The organism is Kutzneria sp. NPDC052558 (genome assembly GCF_044547355.1).
Classification (GTDB): domain Bacteria; phylum Actinomycetota; class Actinomycetes; order Mycobacteriales; family Pseudonocardiaceae; genus Kutzneria.
On record NZ_JBIUAG010000045.1, the window covers coordinates 57,535 to 70,436 of the forward strand.

A 12,902-nucleotide genomic window follows, 5' to 3' on the forward strand; every position below is an offset into this window, starting at 1 on the left:
CGTTTGCTTTTGTTAAGCCCATTGGGGGCCGAGGCCGGGGTCCTCCTCGAAGACGAGCCAGGTCCGGGTGCCGCGCACGCCCTTCACGCCCTGGATCTTCTCCAGCACCACCTCGCGCAGCGCCACGTTGTCCGGCGCGTGCACCAGGGCCAGCACGTCGAAGTCGCCGCCGACCAGGGCCAGGTGCTCGATGTAGCGGATGCCGCGCAGCGCCTTGGCCACCGAGCGCCAGGTGTTCTGCTCGATGGTCAGCAGCACGTACGCGCTCGTGCCCAGCCCGGCCCGGCGCGGCGAGACCTCGGCGGTGAAGCCGGTGATCACCTGGTCGGCCAGCAGCCGGTCCAACCGCGCGTAGGCGCTCGTGCGCGAGATGTGCACGCGCTCGGCCAGCGTCCTGATCGACATCCGGCCGTCCCGCCGCAGCTCGGCGAGGATGGCCCGGTCCACGTCGTCCAGCTCGGCGGCCGAACGTCCGGCCGGCGGCGTTGTGACCTGTGTCTCGATGGGCAAATGGCTCTCCAGACGGCGTATCGGCGGAAATCTGTCACGGATCTTCCTTCAGTCTCGGACAAGGAGCTCAGAATGTCGAGAAAGCGCCTGCAAACGTCTGCCGAAGGAGGACCCCGGTGTCCGACCACCTCGCCACCGACCTGCTGCCCTCGGCCACCCCCGTGCGCTACCTCGCCGAAGACGGCACCCCCGTCGACGGACCCGCCGGCTACACCCAGCCGAGCGTCGAGGAGCTGCGCGAGGCCTACCGCCGGATGGTGGTGGGACGCCGCTTCGACACCCAGGCCACGGCCCTGACCAAGCAGGGTCGGCTGGCCGTCTACCCGTCCAGCCGGGGCCAGGAGGCCTGCCAGATCGCGGCGGCCATGGCGCTGCGCGAGGACGACTGGCTGTTCCCGACCTACCGCGACACCATGGCCATGGTCTCCCGGGGCCTGGACCCGGTCGAGGCCCTCGGCCTGCTGCGCGGCGACGCCCACTGCGGCTACGACCCGAACGCCACCCGCACCGCCCCGCAGTGCACCCCGCTGTCCACCCAGACGCTGCACGCCACCGGCCTGGCCTATGCCTTGCGGCGCAAGGGAACCGACAGTGCGACGCTGGCCCTGATCGGTGACGGCGCGACCAGCGAGGGCGACTTCCACGAGGCGCTGAACTTCGCCGCCGTGTTCGAGGCGCCGGTGGTCTTCCTGGTGCAGAACAACGGGTTCGCCATCTCCGTGCCGCTGGAGAAGCAGAGCAAGGCGCCCTCCTTGGCGTACAAGGGAGTCGGCTACGGCGTGCGCTCCGAGCAGGTCGACGGCAACGACCCGGTGGCCATGCTCGCCGTGCTGCACAAGGCTTTCGAGCACGCCCGCGCCGGCCGGCCGTTCCTCGTCGAGGCGCACACCTACCGCATCGAGGCCCACACCAACGCCGACGACGCCACCCGCTACCGGGACAGCGCCGACGTGGACCGCTGGCTGGACGCGGATCCCCTGTCCCGCCTGGACAAGCACCTGCGCGCCAGCGGCGCCCTGACCGACGAGGACGTCGCCGAGTTCCAGGCCGAGGGCGAGCGGCTGGCCGCCGACCTGCGCAGCCGCATGAACGCCGAGCCGCACCTGGACCCGCTGGCCCTGTTCGACCACGTGTACGCCCGGCCCACCACGCAGCTCGTCGAGCAGCGTGACCTGCTGGCCGCCGAGCTCAAGGCCCAGGAGGGCTGATGGCCGCCACCACCATGGCGCAGGCGCTCAACCGCGCGCTGCGCGACGCGATGACCGAGGACGAGCGGGTGCTGGTCTTCGGCGAGGACGTCGGCCAGCTCGGCGGCGTCTTCCGCATCACCGACGGCCTGACCAGGGACTTCGGCGAGCAGCGGTGCTTCGACACGCCGCTGGCCGAGGCCGGCATCGTCGGCTTCGCGCTGGGCATGGCCATGGGCGGCTTCAAGCCGGTCGTGGAGATGCAGTTCGACGCGTTCGCCTACCCGGCCTTCGAGCAGATCACCTCGCACGTGGCCAAGCTGCGCAACCGGACCCGCGGCCACCTGACCGTGCCGATGGTCATCCGCGTGCCCTACGCCGGCGGCATCGGCGGCGTCGAGCACCACTGCGACTCCAGCGAGGCCTACTACGTGCACACTCCGGGCCTGAAGGTGGTGTCGCCGGCGACCGTCAACGACGCGTACACCTTGTTGCGCGAGGCGATCGACGACCCGGACCCCGTGATCTTCATGGAGCCCAAGAAGCTGTACTGGTCCAAAGAGGACATTGAGCTGCGGCGGATCGACGAGCCGCTCGGGCACGCCGCGATTCGCCGGCACGGCAAGGATGTCACGCTCGTCGCCTACGGGCCGTCGGTGCCGGTGGCCATGCAGGCCGCGGCGGCGGCCGCCGAGGAGGGCATCGAGCTGGAGGTGATCGACCTGCGGTCGCTGGTGCCGTTCGACGACGACACCGTGATGCGGTCGGTGCGCCGGACCGGGCGCTGCGTGGTCGTGCAGGAGGCGTCCGGCTTCGCCGGCTTCGGGGCCGAGATCGTGGCCCGGATCCAGGAACGCTGCTTCCACTCGCTGGCCGCGCCGGTGATCCGCGTGGCCGGATTCGACATCCCCTACCCGCCGCCGATGCTGGAGCACTCGCACCTGCCCAGCGTGGACCGGGTGCTGGACGCCGTGGACCGCCTGCAGTTCGACGACGAGCCCGACCACCGGTATCTCACGGGGGCCCATTCATGACGACCGAACAGCTGTTCCGGCTGCCCGACCTGGGGGAGGGGCTGACCGAGGCCGAGGTGCTCGGCTGGAAGGTCGCCGTCGGCGACACTGTGCACGTGGACCAGGTGGTGATCGAGGTCGAGACGGCCAAGGCGGCCGTCGAGGTGCCGGTGCCGTTCGAGGGCACCGTGCTGAAGCTGTTCGCCGAGGCCGGTTCCGTGGTGTCGGTGGGGGAGCCGCTGATCGCCGTCGGATCCGCTGTCGTGCCGGAGGAGACCGGCGGCTCCGGCAACGTGCTGATCGGCTACGGCACCAAGGAGCAGCCGCGGACCCGTCGCCGCCGGGCCAAGGCCACCGTCGCCACGGTCGCCGTCGCCGAGCCCGCCGTCGCGCAGGCCCCGCGGGTGATCTCCCCGTTGGTCCGGAAGTTGGCCCGGGACAACGGGATCGACCTGGCCACGGTCACGCCGTCCGGTCCCGACTCGATCATCCTCCGCCAGGACGTCGAGGCCGCCGTGGCCAAGCCCGCGCCGGCCGTCGACGGCGAGCGGATCCCGCTGCGCGGCATGCGGCGGGCCATCGCCGACAAGCTTTCCCGCAGCCGGCACGAGATTCCCGACGCCACCACCTGGGTCGATGTCGACGCCACCGGCCTGATGGAGGCCCGCAAGGTCGTCGGCGTCGGCGTGCTGGCCATGATGGCCCGCATCGTCGTGGCCGGGCTGGCCCGCTACCCTGAGCTCAATTCCACCGTGGACACCGAACGCCAGGAGATCGTCCGGCTCCGCTCGGTCAACCTGGGCTTCGCCGTCCAGTCCGACCGGGGGCTGGTCGTCCCCGTCGTCCGCGGCGCCGACCGCCTCACCACGGTCGAGCTGGCCGCCGAGCTCACCCGCCTCACCGAACTCGCCCGCGCCGGCACGCTGGCCGTCGAGGACATGACCGGCGGCACCTTCACCCTCAACAACTACGGCGTGTTCGGCGTCGACGGCTCCACCCCCATCATCAACCACCCCGAAGCCGGCCTGCTCGGCGTCGGCCGCATCGTCGACAAGCCGTGGGCCGTCGACGGCCAGCTCGCCGTGCGCAAGGTGACCCAGCTGTCCTTCACCTTCGACCACCGCGTCTGCGACGGCGGCGTGGCCGGCGGCTTCCTTCGCTACGTCGCCGACTGCGTCGAACGCCCCCTCGTCCTGTTGCAGGGCCTCTGACGCACCCCATTCTTCGCCACATGTGGCGCTGGGAGTCGAATGTGGGCCACATGTGGCATTCGCTGGTGCGAATAGACCGATTCGGGGCGGAAAAAGAGGCGGCGGAGTCGGGACTCCGCCGCCTCTGTTATCGGACGGCAATCAGCGGTCGAACGGGCCCGGCGGCCCGTCGCCGCGCTGGCCGGGGCCGCCGCGACCACGGCGGCGCAGGTAGCGCTCGAAATCGGCGGCGATGGCGTCGCCGCTGGTCTCGCTGAGCTGGTTGTCGGCGTCGGCGTCGCCGCGCTCCTCGAGGGCGCGGACGTAGTTGCGCACGTCCTCGTCCTCCTCGGCCATCTCGGTGACGGTCTGCTCCCACTCCTCGGCCTGCTCCGGCAGCGCCCCGAGCGGCACCTCGATGTCCAGGGCCTCCTCGACGCGGTGCAGCAGCGCCAGGGTGGCCTTGGGCGCGGGCGGCTGCGACACGTAGTGCGGCACGGCGGCCCAGAACGAGATGGCGGGCACGCCGGCCTGCACGCAGGCGTCCTGGAACACGCCGACGATGCCGGTGGCGCCCTCGTACCGGGAGCTCTCCAGGCCGAACTTGGCCGCGGAGTTGGCGTCGTAGGCCATGCCGGTGACCGGCACGGGACGGGTGTGCGGGGTGTCCATCAGCATGGCCCCCAGCGTCACGACGGTGGTCACGCCCAGCCGCTCGACATGGCCGATGAGCTCGGCGCAGAACTTGCGCCAGCGCATGTTCGGCTCGATGCCGTGCACGAGCACCACGTCCACCGAGGACCCCGGCGGGCGGCACACCGACAGCCGGGTGGTGGGCCACTCGATCCGCCGCGTGATGCCCTCGACCATCCGGACCGTTGGTCGCGTGACCTGGAAGTCGTAGTAGTCGTCGGGGTCGAGTTCGGCGAGGGGAGTGGCGTCCCAGGTGAGTTCGAGGTGCTCGATCGCGGTGCTGGCGGCGTCGCCGGCGTCGTTCCACCCTTCGAAAGCGGCGACGAGGACGGGGTCGACGAGCTGACGCTGCTCGGCCGAGGCGTCCTCTGGGTTCAGGTCCGGATCGGTCACCGGCCCAGCCTACGACCCAGCCCCGGCCGAACTCGTTCGGTGCACCTCATAACTGCCCGCGCGTCGTAACGGGCAAGGGTGTGGCGCTGGCCGCACCGGCCCGCGAACGGTCGGTGGCCGCCGCCCGCTCGGTTACGGTTGGCCGCGGTGGCACTGACTTCGACAGGCGGGAGAAACCGGTGCGCAGGCCGGCGGCGGTGCTGTTCGACATGGACGGCACCCTCATCGACTCCGAGAAGGTCTGGGACGTCTCGCTGGCCGATGTGGCCACCCACCTCGGCGGGGCGCTCACGCCCGAGACCAGGGCGGAGATGATCGGGTCCAACATGGACCGCACCATGGTGCTGATGTTCCAGGACCTGGGGCTGCCCCTGGACCCGGTGGCCATGGACGAGGCGTGCCGGTTTCTCACCAAGCGAACAGAGGAGCTGTTCCACGACGGCCTGCCGTGGCGGCCGGGCGCGGCGGAACTGCTCGCGGCGGTGCGGGCGGCGGGCGTGCCGACGGCGTTGGTCACCTCGACCGAGCGCGCGCTGACCGAGATCGCCCTCGACACGATCGGCCGTGACTTCTTCGACGTGACCATCTGCGGCGACGAGGTCGACGGCCGCAACAAGCCGCTGCCCGAGCCGTACCTGAAGGCGGCACGGCTGCTGGGCGTGGCCCCGGCCGACTGCGTGGCGGTGGAGGACTCGCCGACCGGCTCGGCCTCGGCGGCGGCGGCCGGCTGCACGGTGCTGGTCGTGCCGTGCGACGTGGACGTGCCGATCGGGCCGGGCATGGTGCGCCGCGAGACGCTGGTCGGCGTGGACGTGCCGGCCCTGGGGGTACTTCTGCCCTGACCAATGGCACTTGCCGCTGGTATATCACTCAGCCGGCTGGCATTCTGTCAGACACTACCGGGGACAGGATGGGCGCCGCGGGCCATCGCGGCCCGCGGCGCCCGATTTGTTTTCCCGAACGATTTTTCGAAACGAGACAGGGTCGTTTTTCCGGTGTGGCGCAGCTGACGGTGCCCGACCGGTCAGGTGAATTGCCTTACCGATCGGTAGCGGATCTCCTTGGGGGAACGTGTCTTTCCCGAGGACAGGAGCCGCCACTGTGAGGGCGTCCATTCGCACCAGCGCTCCCGCGCGCCATGCCGCCATGCTCGGCATCGGCGTGTACCGGCCCCGGCTGGTCGTGGACAACGACGAGGTGGCCGGGCTCATCGACTCGTCCGACGCATGGATCCGCACCCGCTCGGGCATCCAGCGCCGGCGCTGGGCCGGCGAGGACGAGACCATCGTGGCCATGGCCGCCGCGGCCGCCGCCGAGGCCATCGAGCGCAGCGGCGTCGACCCGGCCGACATCGGCTGCGTGCTGCTGGCCACCATCTCCAACCTCAAACAGACGCCGGCGGCGGCCAGCGAGGTCGCCACCCTGGTCGGCGCGGTCAACGCCGGCGCGATGGACATCTCCGCCGCCTGTGCCGGCTTCTGCTACGGCCTGGCCCTGGCCGGCGACATCGTGCGCGGCGGCAGCGCCGAGACCGTGCTGCTGATCGGCGTGGAGCGGATGACCGACCTGATCGACGACCGGGACCGCGGCACCGCCTTCCTGTTCGCCGACGGGGCCGGCGCGGTCGTGGTCGGCCGCAGCGAGGAGCCCGGCATCGGGCCGGTGGTGTGGGGGAGCGACGGCACCCAGGGCGAGCTCATCAGCCAGGACCACAGCTGGCTGGACTGGCGCGACCAGTTGGCCAAGGACCCGTCGGCCGAGGCCCCGGCGCTGCGCATGAACGGTCAGCCGGTGTTCCGCTGGGCGACCGTGGAGATGGCCAAGGTGGCCCGCCGCACGCTGGCCGCGGCCGGCGTGGACGTGGCCGACCTCGGGGCGTTCATCCCGCACCAGGCCAATGACCGGATCACCAGCGCGCTGGCCAAGTCGCTGCGGCTGCCGCCGACCGTGGCCGTCGCCCGGGACGTGGTCGAGCAGGGCAACACCTCGGCCGCCTCGGTGCCGTTGGCCATGGAGGCGCTGCTGGCCTCGGGCGAGGCCCGCAGCGGCGACACCGCCCTCTTGCTGGGCTTCGGCGCTGGTCTGAGCTTCGCCGGCCAGGTGGTCGTGCTGCCCTAGCTTGTTGCATATGAGTTGCAACTAGCGTTCGAGTGAACTGATCAGGTTCTCCGCGCGAAGTGATCTGGTGACCCGACTGCGCCAGTTCGTACCTTCTGTCTGGAGAACCGGATCATGACAAGTCTTTCCCCACTGTCGCGCCGCCGCCTGTTCCGCGGCGCGCTGGCCGTCGGCGCCGCCGGCGTCGTCGGCGGTGTCGCCGTCGAGGCGTTCACCACGGGCGCGTCGGCGCAGACCGAGGCGCAGGCCACCGGCGAGCCCGTGGTCGCGCACGTCCGGGATGTCGCGTCGGGGGACATCGACATCTTCGTCGGCACCAGGGTGGTCCGGCTCAAAGACCCGCAACTGGCCGCCCGCCTGGCCCAGGCCGCCCGCTGACGAGGAGAAACCGTTCCGTGTCATCGCATCGCGAAGCCCCCGAGATCTCCCAGGACCCGGTCGCCGACTCCGCGGACCTGTACGCGTTCGTCAGCCCCGACGTGCCCAACACGGTCACCCTGATCGCCAACTACGTGCCGCTCCAGTCGCCGGCTGCCGGCCCGAACTTCTTTGAGTTCGGCGAGGACGTGCTGTACGAGATCAACATCGACAACAATGGCGACGGCCGGCCCGACGTGACCTACCAGTTCCGGTTCAAGACCGTGCTGGGCAACAACAACACGTTCCTCTACAACACCGGGCCGATCGAGTCGCTGGACTCCAAGAACTGGAACCGCAAGCAGTTCTACGACGTGGCCAAGATCGTGCACAGCGGCAACCAGGCCACCGCCCAGACCGTCGGCCGCAACCTGGCCAGCCCGCCGTGCAACATCGGGCCGCTGTCCACGCCGAACTACGGCAAGCTGGCCGCCGACGCCATCCACGACCTCGGCGGCGGCCGCAAGGTGTTCGCCGGGCAGCGCTCCGACGGCTTCTACGTCGACCTCGGCTCGATCTTCGACCTCGGCCGGCTGCGCCCGTTCGACGCCGCGCACAACAACTTCGGGCTGGCCAAGCTGGTCAACTCCGGGGGCGTGAACGCCACCAAGGACCTCAACGTGCACACCATCGCGCTACAGGTGCCCATCTCGGACCTCACCCGCGGCGGCTACAACGCCAAGGACGTCAACAACCCGGCCGCCGTCATCGGGGTGTGGACCGCAGCGAGCCGCCAGCAGGTCAAGCTGTGGGACGACGTCAAGCGCAAGCACGAGTGGTCCGGGCCGTGGAACCAGGTGTCCCGGCTGGGCAACCCGCTGGTCAACGAGGTGCTGATTCCCATGTCCCGCAAGGACGAGTGGAATCGCTCGGAGCCGGCCGACGACAAGAACTTCGCCCAGTTCGTGACCAAGCCCGAGCTGGCCGGCCTGCTGCCGGTGCTCTACCCCGGCGCGTTCCCGAACCTCGACGCCCTCAACAAGGCCGGCAAGTCCCGCGACGACCTCGCCGCCGTGCTGCTGACCGGGCTGCCGTCCGGTGTCGTCAACGGCTTCCAGAACAACACCGGCCAGGTGCAGGCCGACATGCTGCGCCTCAACACCGCCGTGCCGCCCGCCTCGAAGCCCAACATCCTGGGCCTCGTCGGCGGCGACCTGGCCGGCTTCCCCAACGGCCGCCGGGTCTACGACGACGTGGTGTCGGTCGAGCTTCGCGCCATCGCCGGCGTGACCTTCAGCCTCATCGACAAGACCTTCAAGCCCGACGCCGTCGCCGGCCAGCTCACCGACGGGCTCACCCCGGCGAACCTCGACATCCCGTTCATGCCCCACTTCCCGTACCTCGGTCTGCCGCACGACGGCTTCGACACCCCGGCCAAATAGGAGGATTAGCCTTGTCCGACAGCCTGGTCCTCGACATCGGCGGCGACATCGGGGCGCTGGTCATCCACACCGGCCCCGACCTCGACCACGCCGAGATCGAACTCAGCCCGCTGGGCTTCGACCACCAGCGCTTCCACAACCAGGTGCACCCCAGACACCTCCCCGACGGCGTCCGCCACAACGCCGTCTTCCCCCGGGTGCAAGCCGGCCACTACACCGTCTGGCGCGACCACTCCACCGTCCACGGCACCGTCGAGATCAAGGGCGGCCACGTCGCCGAGTACACCTGGTGACCCGCACGACCCGAGCACTCCCCGGATCAACCTGGGCAGCCGCCGAACCTGGGCAGCCGCCGAACCTGAGCAGCCGCTGAACCAGAGCAGTCCCCGAATCGAACTGAGCAGCCCCCGAATCAATCCAACCACTCGAACCTGGCAATGCGCGGCCGAGCAAGGGATCCCTTGCCCTGCCGGCGCAATCCCCACCCCGCCCGAGCTGCCAGGTTCAGGGTCTAGCCTGGATTTGGGGGCTGCTCAGCACCGGCTGGCCGATCATGAAGACCCACGACCGGGACGGCTGCTCAGCAGCTCGGCCGAGGCTGCCAGGTTCGGCGACTAGCCTCGATTTGGGGGCTGCTCAGCGCGGATGATCTAGGCGGCGAACAATGCCCGCACGGCGGCGGCGCCGGTCTCTGAGGCGCGGCGTAGGCGGGGGATGTTGGTGGTCAGGCCGTTGACGCCGCAGTCGGTGGCCGGGCGGACGGCGAGCAAACCCTTGCCGGTCAACAGCTCCATGGCGCTGGCGTGCTTCTTGGCCCGGTGCCGCAGGGCTTGCGCGACGACCGGGTCGAGACCCCGCGCCACCACGGATATCAGGGGATGCTCGCCGCCCTTGGGGGATTTCTCCGTGGGGGCACGGGAAAGCAGCACCAGCACGTGAGTGGCGTCCCGCTCCAGCGCCCGCTCGATGGCGATGGGCTCGGCGACGGAGCCGTCGATCCAGCGGGTGCCCTGAAGCGGCACGGCCGGCCCACAGAGGAACGGCACGCAGGAGGTGGCCCGCAGCGCGGCGCGCCAGTCGTCGGCCGAGGCGAGGTCGCAGAGCTCCTCGGCGGCGCCGGTGTCCAGGCGCGTGGCGACCGTGCGGACGGGGATGTCGGAGCCGGCCAGCAGCTCGTAGTTGAGCGGCTTGGTCTTCTCCAGCACGTGGTCGACGACGTAGTCGAGGCTGATCAGCGGCCCACGGCCGGTCAGCGCCCGGCGGTAGTTGATGAAGTCGCGGGAGGCCAGGTCCTCGTAGTACACGGCCCCGGCCTCGCAACCCTTGCCGACGGCCAGCGCGACGGCGGAGAACGCCCCGGCGGAGGTGCCGTAGATGTCGTCGAACGAGTCGCGCAGGCCCAGCGCCTCCAGCGCGGAGACCATGCCGCCGGCGTAGACGCCCCGCATGCCGCCGCCCTCGACGACGAGCGCGATCCGCAGCCCGTCCTTGCGCCGCCCCGGCCGGCTGCCGGCGGCCCGCCGCGCCTTCACGACGTCCAGCACGTCCAGGTCGCCGTGCACGAAATCCACACGCCCGCCTCTCAGGCGGCGCTGACCGCCCGCTCCGCCAGCAGGTCCCGGATCTCCCGGGCCGCGGCACGCCCTGCCCTCGTCGCGCCCACGGTACTAGCCGACGGCCCGTACCCGACCAGGTGAAGCCGCGGATCGACGACGACCCGGGTGCCGTCCATCAGGATCCCGCCACCGGGGGCACGCAGGTGCAGCGGCTTGAGATGGTCCAACGCGGCCCGGAAACCGGTCGCCCACAAGATCACGTCGGCCGGCACGTGCCGCCCGTCGTTCCACTCCACGCCATCGGGCACGACCCGGTCGAACATCGGCAGCCGCTCCATCACGCCCCGGGCCCGTGCGTCGGCGACGTCCGGCGTGACCCCCAATCCGGTCACACCGACCACACTGATGGGTGGCAGACCGGCGCGAACGCGCTCATCCACCAACGCCACCGCCGCCCGGCCGTCCTGCTCCTTGAACGGACCCTCCCGCCAGATCGGTGGCCGCCGCGTCACCCACGTCGTGTCCGCCGCGACCAGGGAGATCTCGGCCAGCGCCTGCGTCGCCGACGCCCCGCCGCCGACCACGACCACGCGCTTGCCGGTCATCTCCTCCGGCCCCTGGTAGTCGGCGGTGTGCAGCTGCCGGCCGCGGAAGGAGCGCTGCCCCTCGTAGTACGGCCAGAACGGCCGCTCCCAGGTCCCGGTCGCGTTGATCACCGCGCGGGCGATCCAGGTGCCCTGGTCGGTGACGACGAACAGCCGACCGTCGCCGTTCTCCCGAACGGCGGTCACACGAACGGGTCGTCTTACCGGCAACGCGTTCGCGCGTTCGAACGCCTCGAAGTACTCCGACACCACCTCGGACGCCGGCCGCGACTCGTCCGGCCGGCCCAGCGGCATGTCCGGCAGGTCGTGGATGCCGTGCACCTTGCCCAGCCGCAGCGACGGCCAGCGGTGCTGCCACGCCCCGCCCGGCCCCGGCGCCCCGTCCAGCACCACGTGCTCGACGCCGTAGTGCCGCAGGAAGTAGCTGGCCGACAACCCGGCCTGACCGGCCCCGATCACCACCACGTCGATGTCCACACTCACCAGAACGGCCACGGCGTCGCGGTCCTTCCGCCCGGCCTGTCTGATTGCTCACAGCCAGGGTTGCCGCCAGGCGACGGACCGCTGAACGCCCACCCCCGCGTACGACCAGGCCGGGCCGGGGATGGGAGGATCAGCTCCCGTGAAGACGTTCGACGAGCTGTTCGCGGAGCTGACCGACCGCAAGAAGACCCGGCCCGCCGGCTCGGGCACGGTGGCGGCGCTGGACGACGGCATCCATGCCCAGGGCAAGAAGGTCCTGGAGGAGGCGGGCGAGGTCTGGATCGCCGCCGAGCATGAGTCCGACGAGCGGCTGGCCGAGGAGATATCCCAGTTGCTCTACCGCGTCCAGGTGTTGATGCTGGGCCGCGACCTGACCCTCGACGACGTCTACCGTCACCTATGAGCGACACCGGGAGTAAGCAGATGCTGCGCGTCGCGGTGCCCAACAAGGGCGCCCTTGCCGAGAAGTCCGCCGAGATGCTGGCCGAGGCGGGATATCGGGGACGCCATGAGTCGCGCGACCTGACCGTGCTCGACGTGGCCAACGACGTCGAGTTCTTCTTCCTGCGGCCCAAGGACATCGCCATCTACGTCGGCTCCGGCGAGCTCGACCTGGGCATCACCGGCCTGGACCTGGCCTGGGACTCCGGCGCCGGCGTGCAGGAGCTGCTGGCGCTGGGCTTCGGCGCCTCGAAGTTCCGCTACGCCGGCCCGGCCGGCCGGGAGTGGAAGATCGAGGACCTCCAGGGCATGCGGCTGGCCACCGCCTACCCGCGGCTGGTGGTCGACGACCTGAGCCGCCGGGGCATCGAGGCCGACGTGATCCGCCTGGACGGCGCGGTGGAGATCTCCGTGCAGCTGGGCGTGGCCGACGCCATCGCCGACGTCGTCGGCTCCGGGCGGACGCTGCGCCAGCACAACCTGGTGGCCTTCGGCGACGTGATCTGCGAGTCCGAGGCGTACCTGGTCAAGCGGGAGGGCGCGGAGCTGACCGGGCCGATGGCCCAGCTGACCGCCCGCCTCAAGGGCGTGGTGCTGGCCCAGCAGTACGTGATGCTGGACTACGACTGCCCCAAGACGCTGCTGGAGCAGGCGCTCAAGGTCACGCCGGGCCTGGAGTCGCCGACGGTCGCGCCGCTGGCCGACGAGAGCTGGAACGCCGTGCGCGCGATGGTGCCGCGCAAGGAAGCCAACAAGATCATGGACGAGCTGTCGGCCCTGGGCGCCAAGGCCATCCTGTCCTCCGACATCCGCTCCTGCCGCCTCTGACCCCCAGTTTTCGCGCTTGGAAGGGGGCTTTCCTCCCCACGGCGGGGGGGGCAGCCCCCGGACAAGCGCGGGGCGGGGGGCGCGGC

Annotated in this window: 14 protein-coding genes; 10 read left to right on the top strand and 4 right to left on the bottom strand. The window is 70.8% G+C overall.

The annotated features are described in order from the left end of the window. Nucleotides 1-12 precede the first annotated feature (12 nt). Nucleotides 13-510 carry an Lrp/AsnC family transcriptional regulator gene (locus ACIG5F_RS44705; protein WP_396526338.1) on the bottom strand — a complete coding sequence of 166 codons (498 nt, stop codon included), beginning with the start codon at nucleotides 508-510 and terminating at the stop codon, nucleotides 13-15. A 116-nt stretch (nucleotides 511-626) separates the two neighbouring features. On the opposite strand from ACIG5F_RS44705, the gene pdhA reads away from it, so the two are divergent. The 3 genes from pdhA to ACIG5F_RS44720 are packed head-to-tail and all read left to right on the top strand — an operon-like array spanning nucleotide 627 to nucleotide 3,921. Further along, entirely contained in the window at nucleotides 627-1,718 is a 1,092-nt protein-coding gene (gene pdhA, locus ACIG5F_RS44710) for a pyruvate dehydrogenase (acetyl-transferring) E1 component subunit alpha (RefSeq protein ID WP_396526339.1), read from the top strand. Beyond that, nucleotides 1,718-2,731, top strand: coding sequence for an alpha-ketoacid dehydrogenase subunit beta (locus ACIG5F_RS44715; protein ID WP_396526340.1), 1,014 nt, complete (start codon nucleotides 1,718-1,720; stop codon nucleotides 2,729-2,731). Before pdhA ends, ACIG5F_RS44715 begins: the two co-directional genes overlap by 1 nt. Then, nucleotides 2,728-3,921, top strand: coding sequence for a dihydrolipoamide acetyltransferase family protein (locus tag ACIG5F_RS44720; protein ID WP_396526341.1), 1,194 nt, complete (start codon nucleotides 2,728-2,730; stop codon nucleotides 3,919-3,921). The genes ACIG5F_RS44715 and ACIG5F_RS44720 overlap by 4 nt, the downstream gene beginning before the upstream one ends. 141 nt (nucleotides 3,922-4,062) lie before the next feature. Here the strand turns inward: ACIG5F_RS44720 and ACIG5F_RS44725 are convergent, their stop codons facing one another. Next, nucleotides 4,063-4,986: a PAC2 family protein gene (locus ACIG5F_RS44725; protein ID WP_396526342.1), complete on the bottom strand. Its 924-nt coding sequence runs from the start codon at nucleotides 4,984-4,986 to the stop codon at nucleotides 4,063-4,065. A gap of 209 nt (nucleotides 4,987-5,195) precedes the next feature. Between ACIG5F_RS44725 and ACIG5F_RS44730 the strand changes: the two genes are divergently transcribed. From ACIG5F_RS44730 to ACIG5F_RS44750, 5 genes are all read left to right on the top strand, one after another. After that, nucleotides 5,196-5,828, top strand: a complete 633-nt coding sequence (locus tag ACIG5F_RS44730; RefSeq protein ID WP_396526352.1) for an HAD family hydrolase — start codon at nucleotides 5,196-5,198, stop codon at nucleotides 5,826-5,828. 259 nt (nucleotides 5,829-6,087) lie between these two features. Then, on the top strand, nucleotides 6,088-7,104 hold the full coding sequence (locus ACIG5F_RS44735; RefSeq protein WP_396526343.1) for a beta-ketoacyl-ACP synthase III: 1,017 nt from the start codon (nucleotides 6,088-6,090) through the stop codon (nucleotides 7,102-7,104). 114 nt (nucleotides 7,105-7,218) lie between these two features. Beyond that, nucleotides 7,219-7,482, top strand: a complete 264-nt coding sequence (locus ACIG5F_RS44740) for a hypothetical protein (RefSeq protein ID WP_396526344.1) — start codon at nucleotides 7,219-7,221, stop codon at nucleotides 7,480-7,482. Between the two features lie 17 nt (nucleotides 7,483-7,499). Beyond that, nucleotides 7,500-8,903: a DUF4331 domain-containing protein gene (locus ACIG5F_RS44745; protein WP_396526345.1), complete on the top strand. Its 1,404-nt coding sequence runs from the start codon at nucleotides 7,500-7,502 to the stop codon at nucleotides 8,901-8,903. An 11-nt stretch (nucleotides 8,904-8,914) separates the two neighbouring features. Beyond that, on the top strand, nucleotides 8,915-9,196 hold the full coding sequence (locus ACIG5F_RS44750; protein WP_396526346.1) for a hypothetical protein: 282 nt from the start codon (nucleotides 8,915-8,917) through the stop codon (nucleotides 9,194-9,196). A 357-nt stretch (nucleotides 9,197-9,553) separates the two neighbouring features. Here ACIG5F_RS44750 and ACIG5F_RS44755 read toward each other — a convergent pair whose 3' ends face one another. Together ACIG5F_RS44755 and ACIG5F_RS44760 are read right to left on the bottom strand one after the other, a co-directional pair. Beyond that, nucleotides 9,554-10,474 carry a patatin family protein gene (locus ACIG5F_RS44755; protein ID WP_396526347.1) on the bottom strand — a complete coding sequence of 307 codons (921 nt, stop codon included), beginning with the start codon at nucleotides 10,472-10,474 and terminating at the stop codon, nucleotides 9,554-9,556. Between the two features lie 11 nt (nucleotides 10,475-10,485). Then, nucleotides 10,486-11,559 carry an NAD(P)-binding domain-containing protein gene (locus ACIG5F_RS44760; protein ID WP_396526348.1) on the bottom strand — a complete coding sequence of 358 codons (1,074 nt, stop codon included), beginning with the start codon at nucleotides 11,557-11,559 and terminating at the stop codon, nucleotides 10,486-10,488. Between the two features lie 127 nt (nucleotides 11,560-11,686). Between ACIG5F_RS44760 and ACIG5F_RS44765 the strand changes: the two genes are divergently transcribed. Both ACIG5F_RS44765 and hisG read left to right on the top strand, forming a co-directional pair. Then, nucleotides 11,687-11,950 carry a phosphoribosyl-ATP diphosphatase gene (locus ACIG5F_RS44765; protein WP_211767659.1) on the top strand — a complete coding sequence of 88 codons (264 nt, stop codon included), beginning with the start codon at nucleotides 11,687-11,689 and terminating at the stop codon, nucleotides 11,948-11,950. A gap of 20 nt (nucleotides 11,951-11,970) precedes the next feature. Continuing rightward, nucleotides 11,971-12,816: an ATP phosphoribosyltransferase gene (hisG, locus tag ACIG5F_RS44770; protein ID WP_396526353.1), complete on the top strand. Its 846-nt coding sequence runs from the start codon at nucleotides 11,971-11,973 to the stop codon at nucleotides 12,814-12,816. Nucleotides 12,817-12,902: the final 86 nt, after the last annotated feature.